Here is an 18,352-nt window from a genome sequence, read left to right as displayed (position 1 = left end):
GTTTGCCCGCACCCCGGCCCCTTGCTAAGTTACCCGTCGGTAATCACGGAGGAGAGCCATGCCGCTGCTCAACCCGCGGGCCTACGACCCGCAGTCGTTCGACCCGGAGACCCGGCGCCTGCTGCTGGCCACGATCGAGTGGTTCGAGTCACGCGGCAAGCGCAAGCTCACCGAGGACTACCACAACCGCACCTTCTACGCGGACTTCCTCGAGTTCGCCGGCAAGGAACGCCTCTTCGCCACCTTCCTCACCCCCGCCGCGGCCGCCGACGGCGCGCCGGACAAGCGCTGGGACACCAGCCGCGTGGCCGCGCTGTCGGAAATCCTCGGCTTCTACGGCCTCAACTACTGGTACCCGTGGCAGGTCACCATCCTCGGGCTCGGCCCGGTGTGGCAGAGCGGCAACGAGGTCGCGCGCAAGCGGGCGGCCGACGCTCTGGACGCGGGCGGCGTCGGCGCGTTCGGACTGTCCGAAAAGGACCACGGCGCCGACATCTATTCCTCCGACCTCGTGCTCACGCCCGACGGCGAGGGCGGCTACCGCGCCAACGGCTCGAAGTACTACATCGGCAACGGCAACGTCGCCCGCACGGTGTCGGTCTTCGGCCGGATCGACGGCGTCGAGGGCCCGGACCAGTACGTGTTCTTCTACGCCGACTCGACGCACCCGAACTACCACGTGGTGAAGAACATCGTGCCCTCGCAGATGTTCGTCGCGGAGTTCCGGCTCGAGGACTACCCGGTCCACGCCGAGGACCTCCTCCACGTCGGCGCGGAGGCCTTCAGCGCCGCGCTCAACACCGTGAACATCGGCAAGTTCAACCTGTGCTTCGGCGGCATCGGCATGGCCACGCACTCGCTGTACGAGGCCATCACCCACGCCCACAACCGCGTCCTCTACGGCAAGCCCGTCACCGACTTCCCGCACGTGCGGCGCGAGTTCGTGGAGGCCTACGCGCGGCTGGTAGGCATGAAGCTGTTCTCCGACCGCGCCGTCGACTACTTCCGCTCCGCCGGCCCGGACGACCGCCGCTACCTGCTGTTCAACCCCATCACCAAGATGAAGGTGACCACGCAGGCGCAGAAGGTGATCGGCCTGGTCGCCGACGTCGTCGCCGCCAAGGGCTTCGAAGCCGACACCTACCTCGCCATGGCCAAGAACGACATCGACGGCCTGCCCAAGCTGGAGGGCACGGTGGCGGTGAACCTCGCGCTGATCGCGAAGTTCATGCCCGCGTACCTCTTCGCGCCCCAGGACTACGCCCCGGTGCCGACCCGCGACGACGCCGCGGACGACGAGTTCCTCTTCCGCCAGGGCCCGGCGCGCGGCCTGTCGAAGGTGCGCTTCCACGACTGGAAAACGGCCTACGCCAAGGCGTCGCACCTCCCGAACGTCGCGCTCTTCCGCGAGCAGGCCGAGCACCTCGTGCGCCTGCTCACCGAAGCCGCGCCGGACGAGGCGCAGCAGGCCGACCTGGACTTCGGGCTGGCGCTGACGGAGCTGTTCACCCTCGTCGTCTACGGCCAGCTGATCCTGGAGCAGGCCGAGCTCACGGGCGAGCCCGACGACGTCGTGGACCAGCTCTTCGCCGTGCTGGTGCAGGACTTCAGCGCGGCCGCCGTGGACCTCAACGGCAAGGCGAGCTCCACGGACAAGCAGCAGGAGCTGGCGCTGGCGGCCCTGCGCAAGCCCGTCGTGGACGCCCACCGCTTCGCTCGGGTGTGGACAGTGGTGCGCGACCTCTCCGGGACGTACGAGATGAACGCCTAGGGACCCGTTGTCCGCACGGACAACAAAAAGCCTCGTTCCGGTTGGCCGGGAACATCGCCTCCGCGCCGGCCCTGCTGCACGGTGAGCAGGCAACCCCTTCACCCGACCACAGGAACGAGGCTCCTCATGAGCGCTCCCGCACTACCCACCGTCGTCCTGGTCCACGGCGCCTTCGCGGACGCGTCAGGCTGGCAGGCCGTGGCCGCCGGCCTGCGCGAACGCGGGTATCCGGTCTTCGCGCCGGCCAACCTCCTGCGCGGAGTCGCCGCCGACGCCGGCTACCTCCGGGACTTCGTGTCGACGATCGGCGGCGACGTCGTGCTGGTCGGCCACTCGTACGGCGGCTGCGTGATCACCAACGCGAGCACGGGCAACCCGAACGTGCGGGCGCTGGTCTACATCGCCGCGTTCGCGCCGGACGAGGGGGAGACGTTGCTCGACTCCTTCGCGCTCGGCGGCGGGACGTCCGAGCTCGGGGAACGCCTGGTCCGGCGCCCGTACCCGGGCGCGCCCGAGGGCGACGCCGACGGGTACATCGACCTGGGGCCCTTCCACCGGCTGTTCTGCGCCGACGTGGACGCCGATCTTGCCGCGTTCATGGCGGTCGCTCAGCGCGGGTTCGCGCTGTCCTGCCTGTCCACCCCGTCCGGCGTGCCCGGCTGGCGGACCATCCCGAGCTGGTACCTCGTGGCCGCCGACGACGCCACGATCCCGCCGGAGGCCGAGCGGGTCATGGCGAAGCGCGCCGGAGCGCAGACGGTGGAGGTCGCCAGTTCGCACGTCGCGATGATCAGCAAACCGGCCGAGACGATCGACTTGATCGTCGCCGCTGCCGGGGCCTGAAGCAGAGCTGGTGCCTCACCTGATCAACGGTGCTCGACGAGGCACTAGGTCGGGGTGACGACCACCAGCAGCTTCAACGGCCCCTTGGTGTCCACGGCGCAGTCCACCGCGCGCGGCGGGCACGGGTAACCGTGCGCGGCGATCACCAAGCCCACTTTGCCCGGCGCGACCGCCTGGTAGATCGAGGTCTTGCCGTACACCTGGGCCAGCCGGAGCACCGACCAGATCCGAGCGTCCAGGGCGCGCTGGGCAGTGTCGTCGTCCAGCTTGACCAACCCGCCCACGGGCAGCTCGACCGTGAGGTCCGGATCCATCCCCGGACTGACCACGTGTTCGGCCCCCTTGGGCAGCGAGTACCCGGCCGGGGCCACCGTCGGTCCCTGGTCGGGCACCACTGACCGGGAGCACGCCGCCGACAGCAGCCCGAGCAACACCACCGCGACGATCAGCCTGCGCACCCGCCCGAATCTAGCGCCCCATGGCGCAACGCGGGCGGCGTTCGCGTCCGAACCTGCCACCGAGTAATCAACGTTTCCCGACGAGGCACTAGCTCTAAGCTGACCAGGTGACGCGACGCGAGGCCACGAGCGGGCCCGACCCGGAGCTCGTGGCACTCGCCGGACGGCTGCTGGGCACCATCGAGGAGTTCGCGGACGAGATCGCGTCCGCGATCGAAGCCCGCGTCGAGTTCTACTCCACGCACACTGTCGTCTCGGCCGACGACCTGAGGCGATCCGTGCAGGGCAACCTCGAGTACGTCCTGCGGTCCCTGCACGAGGACCGGTTCGCCGACGTCGCGGCGGCCCGGACCACTGGCGCCCTCCGAGCCGAGCAGGGGGTGCCGCTGTCGGTGGTCATGGCGGCGTTCCGCGTTCTGTTCAGCCAGATCTGGCACAGCCTCGTGCTGCACGCCCGCGCGCAGGAACAGGTCTCCGACCAGGCGCTGGTGGACGCGGCCTCCGACCTGTGGTCCGCCCACGACACCTTCGCCGAGGAGATGGCCGCCGCGCACCGCGAGGCGACGATGGCGCTGGTGCTGCGGAACGAAGGCGAGCGGTCGGCCCTCGTCGGGGCCCTCCTGAAGGGACGGCCGCTGCACGAGACGTCCGTCTGGGAAGTCGCGGACGTGCTTCGCCTGCCCAAGCGCGGGCCGTTCGTCGTGGTCGCGGCCGAATCGGTGCAACTGGCCCAGGAAGCGTTGCCCGGCATCGAAAACCGCCTGCGGGCGCGACGCATCGGGTCGGCCTGGCGGCTGACGCCCGACGCGCAGATCGGCATCGTCCGTTTCGAGAACGACGCCGACCTGCGCCCGCTCGCGTCGACCCTGACGGACTCGGCCCGCAGCCGGATCGGCGTCAGCCCGCCGTACCTGACGCTGACGGAGACGGCGGCCGCGCTGCGGTTCGCGCGCATCGCCCTGGCGAGCACGGTCGCCGGCACCCCGCGCGTCACGATGTTCGACGACTTTCCCCTCGCCGTCGCGGCGGTCAGCGCGCCCGACGCGATGCAGCGAGTCCGGCAGGCCGTGCTCGGGCCGATCCTCGACCTGCCCGTCGAGCACAGCAAGGTCCTCCTCGAAACCCTGGCCGCGTGGCGGGACAACGGGGGATCGGCGTCGGGTGCCGCGGCGGTTTTGTTCTGCCACCCCAACACGGTCCGCCACCGGCTGCGGCGGATCGAGTCGGCCACCGGTCGCTCCCTCAGCGACCCGAAGGCCACCGCGGAAATCCTGCTGGCGCTCGAGGCCGCGTTGCTGGGAATGGCGGAGTGACGCAACCTGCGCGCGCTGATCGCCGGGACGAGCCGGCGGACCTCACGTGTTGACCGGTCCGCGAACCCGGCGCGGCTACGCCGGCGCGCCGTGACCACACCCCGTCTCGAAGCCGAGGCCATCACCACCGCGCGGCTGGACCTGTTGCCACTGCTCGTGGAACACGCCGACGAGATGGCGCGGGTCCTGGCCGATCCGGCGCTGCACACCTTCATCGGCGGCACCCCGGACACCCCGGAAGCCCTGCGCTCGCGCTACCAGCGCCTGACCGCCGGTTCTCCCGACCCGGCCGTGGCCTGGCTGAACTGGGTGATCCGGCTTCGCGGCGAGAGCTGCCTGACGGGCACGGTCCAGGCGACCGTGAACTCCGCCGGAGCCGAGGTCGCCTGGGTGGTGGGGACGCCGTGGCAAGGCCAGGGCATCGCCACCGAAGCCGCCCAGGGGCTGGTCGCCTGGCTCGCCCGGCAGCCCGTGGCCGCCGTCTTCGCCCACATCCACCCTGGGCATCGGGCTTCCGCCGCCGTGGCCACCGCCGCCGGGCTCACGCCCACCGACGAGTGGCACGACGGCGAAATCCGCTGGTCGCGGACCCGCTGACGCTACTTGCCGAAGCCGGCGCGCCGCAGCGCGTCGGCCATGGCGCCGCTCCCGCCGGAGTTGCCCCCGCGGTCACGACCGCCACCGCCACCGCCGCGGTTGCCCTGCTGGCCCCGCCGCTGACCGCCGCCGCCCTGGCCGCCACCGCCGCCGCCCTGACCACGGTCACGGCCGCCGCCCCCGCCACCACGACGGTCCTGCGACGAAGCACCCGGCTCGTCGTCCAGGCGCAGCGTCAGCGAGATCCGCTTGCGCGGCACGTCGACGTCGAGCACCTTCACCTTCACGATGTCGCCGGGCTTCACGACGTCGCGCGGGTCCTTCACGAAGTTCTTGGACAGCGCCGAAACGTGGGCCAGGCCGTCCTGGTGCACGCCGACGTCGATGAAGGCACCGAACGCCGCCACGTTCGTGACCACGCCCTCCAGCCGCATGCCCGGCTTGAGGTCACCGATCTTGTCCACGCCCTCGGCGAAGGTCGCCGTCTTGAACGCCGGACGCGGGTCGCGGCCGGGCTTTTCCAGCTCGGTCAGGATGTCCGTGACGGTCGGGAGCCCGAAGGTCTCGTCCACGAACTCGGCCGGCTTGAGCGCCTGCAGCGTGCGCGCGTTGCCGATCAGCTCGCGGATGCCGGAGCCGGTGCGGTCGAGGATCCGCCGCACGACCGGGTAGGCCTCGGGGTGCACCGAGGACGCGTCGAGCGGGTCGTCGCCGTCCGGGATGCGCAGGAAGCCCGCGCACTGCTCGAACGCCTTCGGCCCGAGCCGCGCGACCTCCTTCAACGCCGTGCGCGACTTGAACGGACCGTTGGTGTCGCGGTGGGCCACGATGTTCTCCGCGAGCCCGGTGGTGATGCCCGAAACGCGGGTGAGCAGGGGAGCGGACGCGGTGTTCACGTCCACGCCGACCGCGTTCACGCAGTCCTCCACCACGGCGTCGAGCGAGCGCGACAGCGACACCTCGGACAGGTCGTGCTGGTACTGCCCGACGCCGATCGACTTCGGGTCGATCTTCACCAGCTCGGCCAGCGGGTCCTGCAGCCGGCGCGCGATCGAGACCGCGCCGCGCAGCGACACGTCCATCCCGGGCAGCTCCTGCGACGCGAACGCCGACGCGGAGTACACCGACGCGCCCGCTTCGCTGACCACGGCCTTCGTGAGCTTCAGCTCGGGGTGCTTCTTGATCAGCTCCTGCGCGAGCTTGTCCGTCTCGCGCGACGCGGTGCCGTTGCCGATCGAGATCAGGTCCACGTGGTGCTTCGCCGACAACGCGGCCAGCTCGGCGATGGACTGGTCCCACTTGTTCGCCGGCTGGTGCGGGTAGATCACGTGCGTGTCCACGACCTTGCCGGTCGCGTCGACCACGGCCACCTTCACACCGGTGCGGAAGCCCGGGTCGAGGCCCATCGTCGCGCGCGTGCCGGCCGGGGCGGCCAGCAGCAGGTCGCGCAGGTTCGCCGCGAACACGCGCACGGCGTCGTCCTCGGCCGACTGGCGCAGCCGCATCCGCAGGTCGATGCCCAGGTGCAGCAGGATCTTGGTGCGCCAGGCCCAGCGCACGGTGTCGCCGAGCCACTTGTCGGCGGGCCGGCCCTCCTGCGTGATGCCGAACTTCTGCGCGATGCGCTGCTCGTACTGCGTCGGGCCCACGCGCGGCTCGGCGTCCTCCGCGGCCGGCTCCTCGGGCTCCATCGACAGGTCGAGGATTTCCTCCTTCTCGCCGCGCAGCATCGCGAGGATGCGGTGCGAGGGGAGCTTCGTGTACGGCTCGGAGAACTGGAAGTAGTCGGCGAACTTCGCGCCTTCCTCCTCCTTGCCCGCGCGGACCTTCGACGCGATGTGGCCCTCGGTCCACATCTTCTCGCGCAGCTCGCCGATCAGGTCGGCGTCTTCCGCGAAGCGCTCCACGAGGATCGAGCGGGCGCCGTCGAGCGCGGCCTGTGCGTCGGCCACGCCCTTGTCGGCGTCGACGAACACCGCGGCCGCGGCCTGCGGGTCGGTGTTCGGGTCGTTCATGAGGCCGTCGGCCAGCGGTTCCAGACCGGCCTCACGGGCGATCTGCGCCTTCGTCCGTCGCTTCGGCTTGTAGGGCAGGTAGATGTCTTCCAGGCGCGACTTCGTGTCCGCGGCCAAAATCTGGGCCTCGAGCGCCTCGTCGAGCTTGCCCTGCGTGCGGATCGACTCCAGCACGGCGACGCGCCGCTCGTCGAGTTCCCGCAGGTAGCGCAGCCGTTCCTCGAGCGTGCGCAGCTGCGCGTCGTCGAGCATCCCGGTGACTTCCTTGCGGTACCGGGCGATGAACGGCACGGTCGACCCGCCGTCGAGGAGATCGACGGCCGCCTTGACCTGCCCTTCGCGCACCCCCAGCTCTTCGGCGATCCGTTCCTCGACCGACTGCACGCTCACAACCAGGCTCCTGCTCCGTCTCGGTGTCCCGTGCCGAGCATTCTGCCGCCCGGCGCGCTGCGACTTTCGTATGGCCCCGTCGAAGCGACGCCCGAACGGTTCCTTGACACCGAGATTGGTCTAGTCCACTTTGTGGTGACCTGCCTCACTCTTTCGTGGAGGTCTCGCTGTGTTCTCCAAACGGTCCCCATCCCCACGTCCGTCCCGCAGACCCAAACTCGCGATCGGCGCCCTGATCGCCACCGTGGCCACGTGCCTCGGTGTCACCGTTGCCCTGAGTGGCAGCGCCTCGGCGGCCAACATCCTCGCCAACCCCGGCTTCGAAAGCGGCAGCCTCTCCGGCTGGACCTGCAGTGGTTCCGCCTCCGTGGTGTCCAGCGGCGCCCACGGCGGCACCAAGGCGCTGAGCGCCGCGCCTTCGTCGTCCGACACCGCCCAGTGCTCGCAGCAGGTGACGGTGAAGGCGAACACCGCCTACCAGCTGTCGGCCTGGGTACAGGGCAGCTACGTCTACCTGGGCGTCTCCGGCACCGGCGGCGCCGACACCAGCACCTGGACGCCCGGCACGAGCGGCTGGAGCCAGCTCTCGGTGAACTTCACCACCGGCGCGTCCACGAGCATCACCGTGTACCTGCACGGCTGGTACGGGCAGCCGGCCTACCTGGCCGACGACGTCAACCTCGACGGTCCCGGCACCCCGCCGCCCACGACCCCGACCACGCCGACGACGCCCACCGCGCCGTCGACGACCCCGACCACGCCCACCACGTCGCAGCCGCCCACCACCGGTGACCTGGCCAAGCACGTGCTCACGGGCTACTGGCAGAACTTCTACAACGGCGCCAAGGCACTGCGGCTGGCCGACGTGCCCACGCGCTACAACATCATCGCCGTGGCCTTCGCCGACGCCACGGGCACGCCGGGCGCCGTGAACTTCACGCTCGACCCCGGCCTGTCGTCGCAGCTCGGCGGCTACACCGACGCGCAGTTCCGCGCCGACATCAAGACCGTGCAGGCGCGCGGCCAGAAGGTGATCATCTCCGTCGGCGGCCAGAACGGCACGATCAACGTCAGCGACTCGTCGTCGGCGAACAACTTCGCCAACTCCGTGAAGTCGCTGATCTCGAGCTACGGCTTCGACGGCGTGGACATCGACCTCGAGAACGGCATCAACGCCACCTACATGGGCCAGGCGCTGCGCAGCATCCACAACGGCGGCGGCTCGATCATCACCATGGCGCCGCAGACGATCGACATGCAGTCCACGCAGGGCGGCTACTTCCAGCTCGCGCTGGGGATCAAGGACATCCTCACGGTCGTCAACATGCAGTACTACAACTCGGGCACCATGCTCGGCTGCAATGGCCAGGTTTACGCGCAGGCGACGGTCGACTTCCTGACGGCGCTGGCGTGCATCCAGCTCCAGGGTGGTCTGCGAGCCGACCAGGTGGCGCTCGGCCTGCCGGCTTCCGGCTCGGCGGGCGGCGGCTACCAGGCTCCGTCGAACGTGGTGGCGGCCCTCAACTGCCTCGCCCGCGGCACGAGCTGCGCCGGCTTCAAACCCTCGGCCACGTACCCGGCGATCCGCGGTGCCATGACCTGGTCGATCAACTGGGACGCGTCCGCCGGGTACGCGTTCGCGAACACCGTGGGAGCCGCGCTCACGAATCTGCCTTAGGGGCGCTGTCGGACAAGACCTTGGAAGGACTCCCGCGACGGCAGGGAGGGCGTCGTCGCGGGAGCTCCTTTCAAGACACCCCCAGTGCACGTGCCCAGAGGGGGGTGAGCGCGTGCGACGTCGCAAGCGTGCCTGGTGGTGGTTGGTGGATGTGTTGAGGGATTGTTGAATCCGCTGGTCAAGTGGTGTTTGGTGATCGACGGCGGTTTGTGTGGTGGCTGGGGAGTGGTCAGCGGCCGATCCGGACGTCGACGATCGGGAGGTGCAAAGCGCCCGGCGCGGTCGAGGGCACCGTCGGCTTGTGGGGCGCCACCGGCGCGATCCGGCGGTATGGCTCGCCGAGAGCCGGGCGCGGATCCGCTTCGCCCTTGTTCGGCCACAGTGCCAAGGCGCGTTCGGCCTGGGCGGTGATCGTCAGGGACGGGTTCACGCCCAGGTTGGCCGAGATCGTCGAGCCGTCGACGATGTGGAGGCCGGGGTGGCCGTAGACGCGCTGGTAGGGGTCGACGACGCCGGTGTCGGGGGAGTCGCCGATGGCGCAGCCGCCGATGAAGTGGCCGGTGATCGGGGTGTTGGCGAGGTCGGTCCAGGCGCCCTGCGGGAGGCCGCCGATCTTCGCGGCGACGCGGCGAGTCACCTCGTGGCCGGCGGGGATCCAGTCGGGGCTGGGTTCGCCGGTGCCTTGCCGGGTGGTCATGCGGCGGCCGAGCAGGCCCCGTTTCGTGTACGTGGTCACGGAGTTGTCAAGCGTCTGCATCACGAGCAGGCCGATCATGCGTTCCGACCAGTGCCGCGGGTTGTGCAGGCGCGGCAGCTGCCGCCAGCGCCGCGCCAGTTCGCGAAGGCCCAGCGCCCACCGGCGTTTGCCGGGTTCGGCGTCCACGAGGACGGTGGCCATGAGGCCCATGACGTTGCTGCCCTTGCCGTAGCGCACGGGCTCGACGTGGGTGACCGCGTCCGGGTGGATCGACGACGTGATGGCGACGCCGCGCGTGTAGTCGGTGTCCTTGCGCAGCGAACGCGCGGCGAGCACCGCCTCGGAGTTGGTGCGCGCCAACAAGCCGAGCCGTGGGGACAGGCCCGGGAGCGTGCCGTTGTCGCGCAGCTGGTGCAGAAGCCGTTGCGTGCCCAGAGCCGCGGCGGAGAAGACGACCTCGCGCGCGGTGAAGGTGCGCCGGCCGCGCCGGACCCAGCGGCCGGTGCGTTCGGTGTCCACCGCGTAGCCGCCGTCGACCGGGCGCACGGAGACCACCGTCGTCAACGGGTGCACCTCGGCGCCGGCCTGTTCGGCGAGGTAGAGGTAGTTCTTCACGGTCGTGTTCTTCGCGCCGACGCGGCAGCCGGTCATGCACTCGCCGCAGTGCGTGCAGGCGCGCCGCGCGGGGCCTGCGCCGCCGAAGAACGGGTCGGGTGACTCCTCACCCGGGGCCGAGCCGAAGTACACGCCGACGGGCGTGCGGCGGTAGGTGTGGCCGATGCCCATGTCGTCCGCGACCTCGCGCAGCACCTCGTCGGCCGGCGTCGTGAGCGGGTTCTCGACCACGCCCAGCATCCGCTTGGCCTGGTCGTAGTAGGGCGCCAGCTCGTCCTTCCAGTCCGTGATGTGCGCCCACTGCTTGTCCTGGTAGAACGCGTCCGGCGGCTCGTACAGCGTGTTCGCGTAGACGAGCGAGCCACCGCCGACGCCGGTGCCGCTCATCACGAAGGTGTTCTTCAGCAACGTGAGCCGCTGGATGCCGTACAGGCCGAGTTTCGGGGCCCACAGGTACTTCCGCAGCCGCCACGACGTCTTGGCGAACTCGTCGTCGGCGAAGCGGCGCCCGGCTTCCAGCACGCCGACGCGGTAGCCCTTCTCCGTGAGGCGCAACGCCGTGACGCTGCCGCCGAAACCCGAGCCGATCACGAGCACGTCGTAGTCGGTGCTCAGGACCGGGCTGTTCAAGACCGGGTTGTTCAAGACGAGGCCACCACCCTGAAGTCGGCCGGGTCGAGCACCCGGGTCCTGCGGTCGTACTCTGTCACGAGGCCGGGCCAGTTGGTGCTCACGCGCCCGTCGGCCTGGCGGTACCAGCTGGTGCACGCGCTCCACACGCTGTGGCCCAGCCGCTGCTGCACCTCGCGGTCGTAGCGTTCCTCCACCTCGGGCCGCACGTCCACATAGGACACCCCGGGCCGCGCGAGCTGTTCCACGGCCTGGCGGATGTAGCGCGCCTGCCGCTCGATCATGTAGATGATGGAGCCCGCGCCGAGGTTGGTGTTGGGGCCGTAGACGCAGAACAGGTTGGGGAAGCCGGGCACCGTCATGCCCAGGTACGCGCGCGCGCCGCCGCGCCACGCGTCGTCGAGGCTGCGCCCGTCGAGGCCCAGCACCTTCATCGAGCCGAGGAAGTCGGTGGCGTTGAAGCCGGTGCCGTACACGATCACGTCGGCTTCGTGCTCCACGCCGTCTTCGGTGCGCACGCCCCGCGGTGTGATCTCGCGGATCCGGCCGGTCTCGACCTCCACGTTCGGCTGCGCGAGCGCGGGCAGGTAGTCGTTGGTGAACAGGATCCGCTTGCAGCCCAACGGGTACTTCGGCGTCAGCTTCCGGCGCAGCGCGCGATCCTTGATGTACTTGTGCCGCAGCTGCGCCGTCCGCAGCTCGAACGCCTTCGCCAGCACGGGGTGGCGCGTCATCGCGTACGTCGCGTACTCGGCGAGCAGGAAGATCCGCAGGCGGCCGAGCAGCTGCGTCGCCGGGAGACGTTCGAACAGGCGCTTCTGCCAGCGCGCGTACCGCGTGTCGTTCTTGGCCATGATGTAGGGCGCCGTGCGCTGGAAGATCGTGAGCTCGCCGGCGCGTTTCTGCAGCTCGGGCACGAACTGGATCGCGCTCGCCCCGGTGCCGATCACGGCGACGCGCTTGCCGTCCAGGTCCGCCTCGTGGTTCCACTGTGCGGAGTGGAACGCGACGCCCTCGAAGCTGTCGCGCCCCGCGATGTCGGGCAGCACCGGCCGCGACAGCTGCCCGACGGCCGGCACGAACACGTCGGCCTCGAACGTCTCGCCGCCCGCTGTCTCGACGCGCCAGCGGCCCTCGTCGAACGTCGCGGCCGTGACCTCCTGGCCGTAGCGGATGTGGGGGCCCAGGTCGTAGTCGGCCACCACGCGCTTGAGGTACGCGTGGATGTCCGGCTGCATCGAGAACCGCTTGGGCCAGTGGGGGTTGGGGGCGTACGAGAACGAGTACAGCGGCGACGGGATGTCGCACGCCGCGCCGGGGTAGGTGTTCTCGCGCCACACCCCGCCGGGCTCGCTCGCGCGCTCGAGGATCGTGAAGTCGTGGAAGCCGGCGCGCTTCAGCTCGATCGCCGTGCCGACCCCGCCGAACCCGGTGCCCACGATCAGCACCGACGGCGTCCTTGCCGTGTCACCCATCCTGAGCAAGTTACCGACGCGTCCGCCGAGGTGGAAGGACACGAACGGTCAGAAAATCGAGAATTCCGGCCAGTGCGGAATTACGCCGACAGGAGCCGCACGTCGGGGCGCAGCCCGGGTTCGGCCCAGGTCAGCAGCCGCTTGCCGGAGCTCTCCAACGCGGCCGCGTCGCGCTTCGGCAGCCGTTCGTACGGCGTGAGCACCAGCGTGGCCGTGTCGCGGGTGGTCTTGAGGTCCCAGGCGCCCTTCACGAACCCGCCGACGAGCAGCGTGCCCTTGACCAGACCGTTCTGGCTGATCACGCGCTTGCGGTGCTCGTCGCGGATCACCCGGGTGCGATCGGCGTAGGCGAGCAGCGGCTGGTCGAACGGCGCCAGCAACCGCGGCGGCGCGGGCACGTCCTCGCCGGGCAGCGTGGCGTCGGGCAGGTCGTAGAGCTTGCGGCCGGCGTAGTCGACGTAGGTGCGCAGGTCCATCCCGCCGACCACCTCACCGAGCTTCGTCAGGCCCGACCACGCCTGCACGTCGGCCACCGTCGCCGGGCCGAACGCCGCGAGGTAGCGCCGCACGAGCTGTTCGGCCGAGGACACGGCTTCGGTGCCGGCCAGCCAGCGGTCCGCGAGCTGGTACGTCGGCTGCCCGGCCTGGCCCCACACGCCGCGCGGCGGGATCTGCACCAGCGGCAGCAGGCATCGCGCCAGGTGCATCAACGCGTCGCTGTCGCGGTCCGGCCACTTCTCAGCGAGGGCGGCGCCCAGCTGCGCACTCGTGTGCGGACGGTCGGCGAGCAGTTCGCGCGTCACGGCCGCCACGTCGCCGTGGTCGAGGCCGGCCACGCGCGCCGCGTGCAGCGTGTTCGTGCGGAGATCGCGGTCCATGATCGGCTGCACGAGCGGGCGCCACGCCAGCGCGTCGGCCGCTGTCACGAGGTGCACGGTGCCGCGCATGAGCACGATCCGCGCCACGCTGCGGTCCAGGAGCAGCTTCGCCAGGTCGTGCGGCTTGAAGCCGTGCAGCCGCGCCCACAGCGCGTAGTACGGCGGGAACGGCGCCTGCGCCTGCAATCCCGCGAGGTGCTCGACGGCCGCCAGCGCCGGCATCGACGCCCGGCGCAGCAGCAGCTGCCGCTCCAGCGTCGCGCGGTTGAGGGCTCGCAGGCTCAGCTTCATGGGCCTGAGCGTAATGGGCATTGCGGACAGAACACGTCCTCAACGAGCACGGCCGGACGAGCCTGATCCATAATTCCGGCCATGGCAGAGCTGGCAGCCCCCGCGGTCCGCGACTGGGATTTCCCCCGCGGCACCGCCAGCGTGCTGCTCATGCTCGCCTTCGCCGAGGACCACGGCGTGCCCGCCGCGAACCTGCTGCCCGGCACCCCGCGGGAGGCGCTGACCGGCCCGGACCGCCAGGTCGACGCGCGGCAGGAGCTGGCCGTGGTGCGCGCCGTCGCCACGCACGCCGGCGGTGGTGACGACCTCGCGCTCGAGCTCGGCCGCCGCTACCGCGTGACGACGTTCGGCATCTTCGGCTTCGCCTGCATCAGCAGCCCGACGATGCGCGACGCGATGCTGTTCGCGTTGCGCTACCTGGACTTGAGCTTCACCTTCTGCATCCCCCACGTGGAGCTCGACGCGGACGGGATCAGCCTCGTGCTCGACGATTCACGCGTACCCGCCGACGTCTCGCGTTTCCTCGTGCTCAGGGACCTCGCCGCGATCCACACCGTGATGCGCGACCTGCTGCCGGGGATTTCCCCACGGAGCCTGGAGTTCCGCCATTCGGCGCCGCCGTCCACGAAGTCCTATGTGGACACCTTCGGCGTCGAGCCGGAGTTCGGCGCCGAACGCCACCGCGCGAGCTTCGACCCCGCGTTCCTCACGATGCCGTTGCCCCAGGCCAACGAGCAGACCGTGGCCCTGTGCGCCGCGCAGTGCGACGCGCTCGTGGCCCGCCGCCGCGAACGGTCCGGCATCTCCCAGCTGGTGCGCGAACGCCTGGTGCGCCTCGGCGGAGTCGACGCCGGCATGGACGAGATCGCGCGCCAGCTCGCCGTCAGCCCACGCACGCTGCGCCGCCGCCTCACCGACGCCGGCACCGGCTACCGTCAGCTCGTGGACGAGGTCCGCCAGACGCTCGCCGAGGAAATGCTCGACACCGGTGCGTTGTCCGTCGAGGATGTCGCGCTGCGCCTGGGTTACGCCGAGGCGTCGAGCTTCATCTACGCGTTCAAGCGGTGGACGGGGACGACTCCGGCGGCTTACGCGCGCCGTTCCGCTCCGCGAGCACGGCCGGGTAGGTGACCTCGAGCAGGCCCATGATCGATTCCACGAGGAACGTCCGCAGCTCGGCGCGGTTGAGCGTGCCGCGGATCAGCCATTCGCGAGACGCCGCGCGCAACATCCCGCCGTACGACCGGATCATCGCGCGCAGCTCTTCACGGCCCTCGGTGACGTCGGTCATCAGGGCGCCGGCCAGCACGCGGTCGGCCGCGACGTCGTCCGCCTCCAGCATGATCCGCTCGATCTCGGGGTCACGGCCCGCGGACTCCGGGCCGATCGCGGTGAGCCACGCGTCGCGGTTGCGGTCGACCACGTCGATCCAGCGCTCGATGCCGACCTCCAGCCGGCGTCGCACGGGGCCTTCGGGCAGCGACTCGACCACGGGCGCGGGCACGATCATCATCTGCCGCACGACCTCGAGGTACAGCTCGCGCTTGCCGCCGAAGTAGTGGTTGATCAGGGGCCTCGCCACCCCCGCGGCCGCCGCGATGTCCGAAGTGGACACTGACGCGTAGCTGCCGGCCCCGAACAGGCGCCGCGCCACCGCGAGGATCTCGGCCCTGCGCTCGGCCGGTTCCAGCCGGCGCCGCGTGGGCCGGGTTCCGGTGCTCATCGTGCCAGCCTTGTCGTCCTCCGTCTTGCTGTCAACAAGTTGTTTACTGCACGTAAAGACTGTGTCCCGCTCTTGCGCGTGACGGTATTTGTACGGTCCACCTGGGCCGTTATTGAACCGGAACAACCGGCCGGTAACTTCGCCGCCCGCTGGGACGACGGATCGAACGGGGGCCGGGCGCGGTGGGGTAGGAGCAGATGAGCGATGCGGAGGGTGGCACGGCTCAGCCCTCGGGGCGCTGGGTCAGCGTGCGCTTGCAGCACCGCCAGGTGCGCGTGGACGAATCCTGCTGCGCCGGCGAGTGCCCGGGCGAGTGCTCGGCGGACCTGTCCTACGACGGCATCGTCATCAGCAATTACGACGAGGGTGCCCTCGTCAGCGAACGCTGGATCCCGCTGGGCGCCGAACCGAGCGAAGAGGACGACGAGGTCCTGATCGAGCAGCTGCGTGCCGCCATGCTCTGGCAGGCGCGCCGGCCGCCGAGGACCACGACGGGGGAGTGAATCGCCGCCGGGTGGGACTTTCCGGCGACAGATGTCACCTCGGCCGGCGCCGCGGCTCAGGCGCGCAGACCGTCGAACGCCATCTTGCACACCGCGTCCGCCAGCTCCGCGCCCGAGGAACCCCGGCGCGGCCGGTACCACTCGATCAGCGAGTTCACCGTGCCGAACAGCAGCCGCGCGGCCACGGCGGGGTCGATATCGGGGCGCACGTCGCCCTCGGCTTCGGCCTGCTTGACCAGATCCGTCACCAGCCGGTCGAACTCGCGCCGGCGAGCCAGCGCCGAACGCTCCACCTTCGTGTTGCCGCGCACGCGAAGCAGCAGCGTCACGAACGGCAGCCGGTCGGCGAGCACCAGCACACTGCCGCGCACGAGGTGCTCCAGCCGGTCGATCGCGCGCCCGTCGAGCTGCTCCGTGGACGCCGCGACCTCGAACAGCCCGTCGAGCGCCCGGTCCACCGACAGCCGCAGCAGCTCTTCCTTGCTGCGCACGTGGTGATAGATGGCGGACTTCGTGATGCCCAGCTTGCGCGACAGGTCTTCCATGCTGGTGCCGTCGTAGCCGCGCTCGTTGAACAGCTTCACCGCGACCTGCAGCAAGGACTCCAGGTCGTATCCGGGCCGCCCCCGCCGGGCCGGAGAGGTGGTCACGTCTTGTCTCGTTCGTCGATCACGCGACGCATCTTGCCAACCGAACGCTCCAGGGTGTCCGGCTCCACGATGTCGACGGCCACCGTCACACCGACGCCGTCCTTCACACCCGCGATCAACGCCGCCGCCGCGGCCGTCCGCGCGTCCGCCGACGCATCGTGCCGAGCTTCGACCCGCACGGTCAGGTGGTCCAGCCGGCCGCGCGTCGAGCGCACCAGCTGGAAGTGCGGGCTCAAGGCGTCGGTCCGCAGCACGATCTCCTCGATCTGCGTCGGGAACACGTTGACGCCGCGCAGGATGATGAGGTCGTCGCTGCGCCCGGTCACCTTCTCCATGCGCCGGAACGCGGGCCGCGCCGTGCCCGACATCAGCCGCGTGAGGTCGCGCGTGCGGTAGCGGATGATCGGCAGTGCCTGCTTCGTCAGCGACGTGAACAGCAGCTCGCCCTGCGCGCCCGACGGCAGCACCTCTTCGCTGAACGGGTCGATCACCTCGGGGAAGAAGTGGTCCTCCCAGATGTGCAGGCCGTCCTTGGTCTCCACGCACTCCTGCGCGACACCCGGCCCCATCACCTCGGACAGGCCGTAGATGTCCACGGCGTCGAGCGCGAAGCGTTCCTCGATCTCCGCGCGCATCTGCTCGGTCCACGGCTCGGCGCCGAAGATGCCGACCTTGAGCGAGCTGGCCCGCGGGTCCACGCCCTGGCGCTCGAACTCGTCGAGCAGCGTGAGCATGTACGACGGCGTCACCATGATGATCTCGGGCCGGAAGTCGGTGATCAGCTGCACCTGGCGCGCGGTCATGCCACCCGACGCCGGGATCACCGTGCAGCCGAGCTTTTCCGCGCCGTAGTGCGCGCCGAGCCCGCCGGTGAACAGGCCGTAACCGTAGGCCACGTGCACCTTGTGCCCCGGGCGCCCACCGGCCGCGCGGATCGAGCGCGCCATCACGGTCGCCCAGGTGTCGATGTCCTGCTCGGTGTAACCGACCACCGTGGGCTTGCCGGTGGTGCCGCTGGACGCGTGGATACGCCGGATCTCGTGCTGCGGCACGGCGAACATGCCGAACGGGTAGTTGTCGCGCAGGTCCGCCTTGGTCGTGAACGGGAACTTCGCGAGGTCGGCGAGTTCCTTGCAGTCGTCCGGGTGCACGCCCGTCTCGTCGAACTTCTTGGTGTAGAAGGGCACGTTGGCGTAGGCGTGCCGCAGTGTCCACTGGAGACGCTCGAGCTGGAGGGCGGCGAGCTCGTCCGCGGAGAGCTTTTCGGCGGTGTCTTTCATCGGGTTTCCCGACTCTTCTCGATGACGCGGCTGCGGCCGCGGAACTCGGCGACGACTTCGGGCCCTTCGGGGGTGTCCCGGTGCACGGTGACGTCGTAGATGCCGTTGCGGCCGTAGCGGGTGCGCTCGGTGGCCGTGGCGGTGAGGTGGTCGCCGAGGCGGCCGGCCGCGACGAAGGAGATCTCCGCGCCGGCGGCGACGGTGACCGGTCCGTGGGTGTTGCACGCGAGGGCGAACGCGGTGTCGGCGAGCAGGAACAGGTAGCCGCCGTGGGCGATGTCGTGGCCGTTGACCATCGACTCCGTCACCTTCATCGTGGCGGTCGCGCGCCCGTCGGCGGCCTCCACGAGCTCGATGCCCAGGCCCTTCGACGCCTCGTCGGTGTCGAACATGGCGTGGGCCGCGTTGCGCGCCGTCACGTCGGGCGACCTCCCCGTGAGTAACTGACCGAATGGCCGGTAATGAAGACCTGCGGTTAGTAAAGATGTGCGGCAGGTTCGCTGTCAAGCAGCAGGACTTCCGATCAGAGCCAGGAGCGGCTACGA

General features: G+C 70.3%; 16 protein-coding genes. 7 read left to right on the top strand and 9 right to left on the bottom strand.

Going from position 1 to position 18,352, the window contains the following annotated elements:
• The first annotated feature begins 58 nt into the window (after positions 1-58).
• The gene (locus ACFY1H_RS21540; protein WP_386948767.1) at positions 59-1,771 is read left to right on the top strand and encodes an acyl-CoA dehydrogenase; all 1,713 of its coding nucleotides are present in this window, start codon (positions 59-61) and stop codon (positions 1,769-1,771) included.
• Between the two features lie 126 nt (positions 1,772-1,897).
• The gene (locus tag ACFY1H_RS21535) at positions 1,898-2,614 is read left to right on the top strand and encodes an alpha/beta fold hydrolase (RefSeq protein ID WP_386948764.1); all 717 of its coding nucleotides are present in this window, start codon (positions 1,898-1,900) and stop codon (positions 2,612-2,614) included.
• A gap of 44 nt (positions 2,615-2,658) precedes the next feature.
• Here the strand turns inward: ACFY1H_RS21535 and ACFY1H_RS21530 are convergent, their stop codons facing one another.
• Positions 2,659-3,072, bottom strand: a complete 414-nt coding sequence (locus ACFY1H_RS21530; RefSeq protein ID WP_366579113.1) for a hypothetical protein — start codon at positions 3,070-3,072, stop codon at positions 2,659-2,661.
• Between the two features lie 107 nt (positions 3,073-3,179).
• Between ACFY1H_RS21530 and ACFY1H_RS21525 the strand changes: the two genes are divergently transcribed.
• Positions 3,180-4,385 (top strand): PucR family transcriptional regulator, encoded by a 1,206-nt coding sequence (locus ACFY1H_RS21525; RefSeq protein ID WP_386948761.1) that lies wholly within the window; start codon positions 3,180-3,182, stop codon positions 4,383-4,385.
• A gap of 90 nt (positions 4,386-4,475) precedes the next feature.
• Positions 4,476-4,982 carry a GNAT family N-acetyltransferase gene (locus ACFY1H_RS21520; protein WP_386948758.1) on the top strand — a complete coding sequence of 169 codons (507 nt, stop codon included), beginning with the start codon at positions 4,476-4,478 and terminating at the stop codon, positions 4,980-4,982.
• A 2-nt stretch (positions 4,983-4,984) separates the two neighbouring features.
• On the opposite strand, the gene ACFY1H_RS21515 is transcribed toward ACFY1H_RS21520, so the two are convergent.
• Positions 4,985-7,387 carry a Tex family protein gene (locus tag ACFY1H_RS21515; RefSeq protein ID WP_386948755.1) on the bottom strand — a complete coding sequence of 801 codons (2,403 nt, stop codon included), beginning with the start codon at positions 7,385-7,387 and terminating at the stop codon, positions 4,985-4,987.
• Positions 7,388-7,622: 235 nt separating this feature from the next.
• On the opposite strand from ACFY1H_RS21515, the gene ACFY1H_RS21510 reads away from it, so the two are divergent.
• A complete protein-coding gene (locus ACFY1H_RS21510) occupies positions 7,623-9,065 on the top strand; it encodes a chitinase (protein ID WP_386949386.1) in 1,443 nt (480 codons plus the stop codon).
• Positions 9,066-9,294: 229 nt separating this feature from the next.
• Here ACFY1H_RS21510 and ACFY1H_RS21505 read toward each other — a convergent pair whose 3' ends face one another.
• The 3 genes from ACFY1H_RS21505 to ACFY1H_RS21495 form a co-directional block, all read right to left on the bottom strand.
• The gene (locus tag ACFY1H_RS21505; protein WP_386948753.1) at positions 9,295-11,007 is read right to left on the bottom strand and encodes a GMC oxidoreductase; all 1,713 of its coding nucleotides are present in this window, start codon (positions 11,005-11,007) and stop codon (positions 9,295-9,297) included.
• An 11-nt stretch (positions 11,008-11,018) separates the two neighbouring features.
• The gene (locus ACFY1H_RS21500; RefSeq protein WP_386948750.1) at positions 11,019-12,482 is read right to left on the bottom strand and encodes a flavin-containing monooxygenase; all 1,464 of its coding nucleotides are present in this window, start codon (positions 12,480-12,482) and stop codon (positions 11,019-11,021) included.
• 80 nt (positions 12,483-12,562) lie between these two features.
• Positions 12,563-13,651, bottom strand: a complete 1,089-nt coding sequence (locus ACFY1H_RS21495) for a winged helix DNA-binding domain-containing protein (protein ID WP_386948747.1) — start codon at positions 13,649-13,651, stop codon at positions 12,563-12,565.
• Positions 13,652-13,732: 81 nt separating this feature from the next.
• Between ACFY1H_RS21495 and ACFY1H_RS21490 the strand changes: the two genes are divergently transcribed.
• Positions 13,733-14,782, top strand: coding sequence for an AraC family transcriptional regulator (locus tag ACFY1H_RS21490; protein WP_386948744.1), 1,050 nt, complete (start codon positions 13,733-13,735; stop codon positions 14,780-14,782).
• On the opposite strand, the gene ACFY1H_RS21485 is transcribed toward ACFY1H_RS21490, so the two are convergent.
• Positions 14,709-15,374 (bottom strand): helix-turn-helix domain-containing protein, encoded by a 666-nt coding sequence (locus tag ACFY1H_RS21485; protein ID WP_366579128.1) that lies wholly within the window; start codon positions 15,372-15,374, stop codon positions 14,709-14,711. The two genes, ACFY1H_RS21490 and ACFY1H_RS21485, sit on opposite strands and share 74 nt — an antisense overlap.
• A 197-nt stretch (positions 15,375-15,571) precedes the next feature.
• On the opposite strand from ACFY1H_RS21485, the gene ACFY1H_RS21480 reads away from it, so the two are divergent.
• Positions 15,572-15,877 (top strand): hypothetical protein, encoded by a 306-nt coding sequence (locus ACFY1H_RS21480; RefSeq protein WP_386948740.1) that lies wholly within the window; start codon positions 15,572-15,574, stop codon positions 15,875-15,877.
• A gap of 56 nt (positions 15,878-15,933) precedes the next feature.
• Here the strand turns inward: ACFY1H_RS21480 and ACFY1H_RS21475 are convergent, their stop codons facing one another.
• The 3 genes from ACFY1H_RS21475 to paaI are packed head-to-tail and all read right to left on the bottom strand — an operon-like array spanning position 15,934 to position 18,199.
• A complete protein-coding gene (locus ACFY1H_RS21475; protein ID WP_386948737.1) occupies positions 15,934-16,527 on the bottom strand; it encodes a TetR/AcrR family transcriptional regulator in 594 nt (197 codons plus the stop codon).
• Positions 16,524-17,807 (bottom strand): phenylacetate--CoA ligase PaaK, encoded by a 1,284-nt coding sequence (gene paaK, locus ACFY1H_RS21470; protein WP_386948734.1) that lies wholly within the window; start codon positions 17,805-17,807, stop codon positions 16,524-16,526. Before paaK ends, ACFY1H_RS21475 begins: the two co-directional genes overlap by 4 nt.
• On the bottom strand, positions 17,804-18,199 hold the full coding sequence (gene paaI / locus ACFY1H_RS21465) for a hydroxyphenylacetyl-CoA thioesterase PaaI (RefSeq protein ID WP_366579359.1): 396 nt from the start codon (positions 18,197-18,199) through the stop codon (positions 17,804-17,806). Before paaI ends, paaK begins: the two co-directional genes overlap by 4 nt.
• Positions 18,200-18,352: the final 153 nt, after the last annotated feature.

This window comes from Amycolatopsis sp. NPDC001319, from assembly GCF_042896185.1.
Taxonomy (GTDB): domain Bacteria; phylum Actinomycetota; class Actinomycetes; order Mycobacteriales; family Pseudonocardiaceae; genus Amycolatopsis.
Note: the sequence above shows the minus strand (reverse complement) of the source record. Positions and strands in the feature narration are given on the sequence as shown.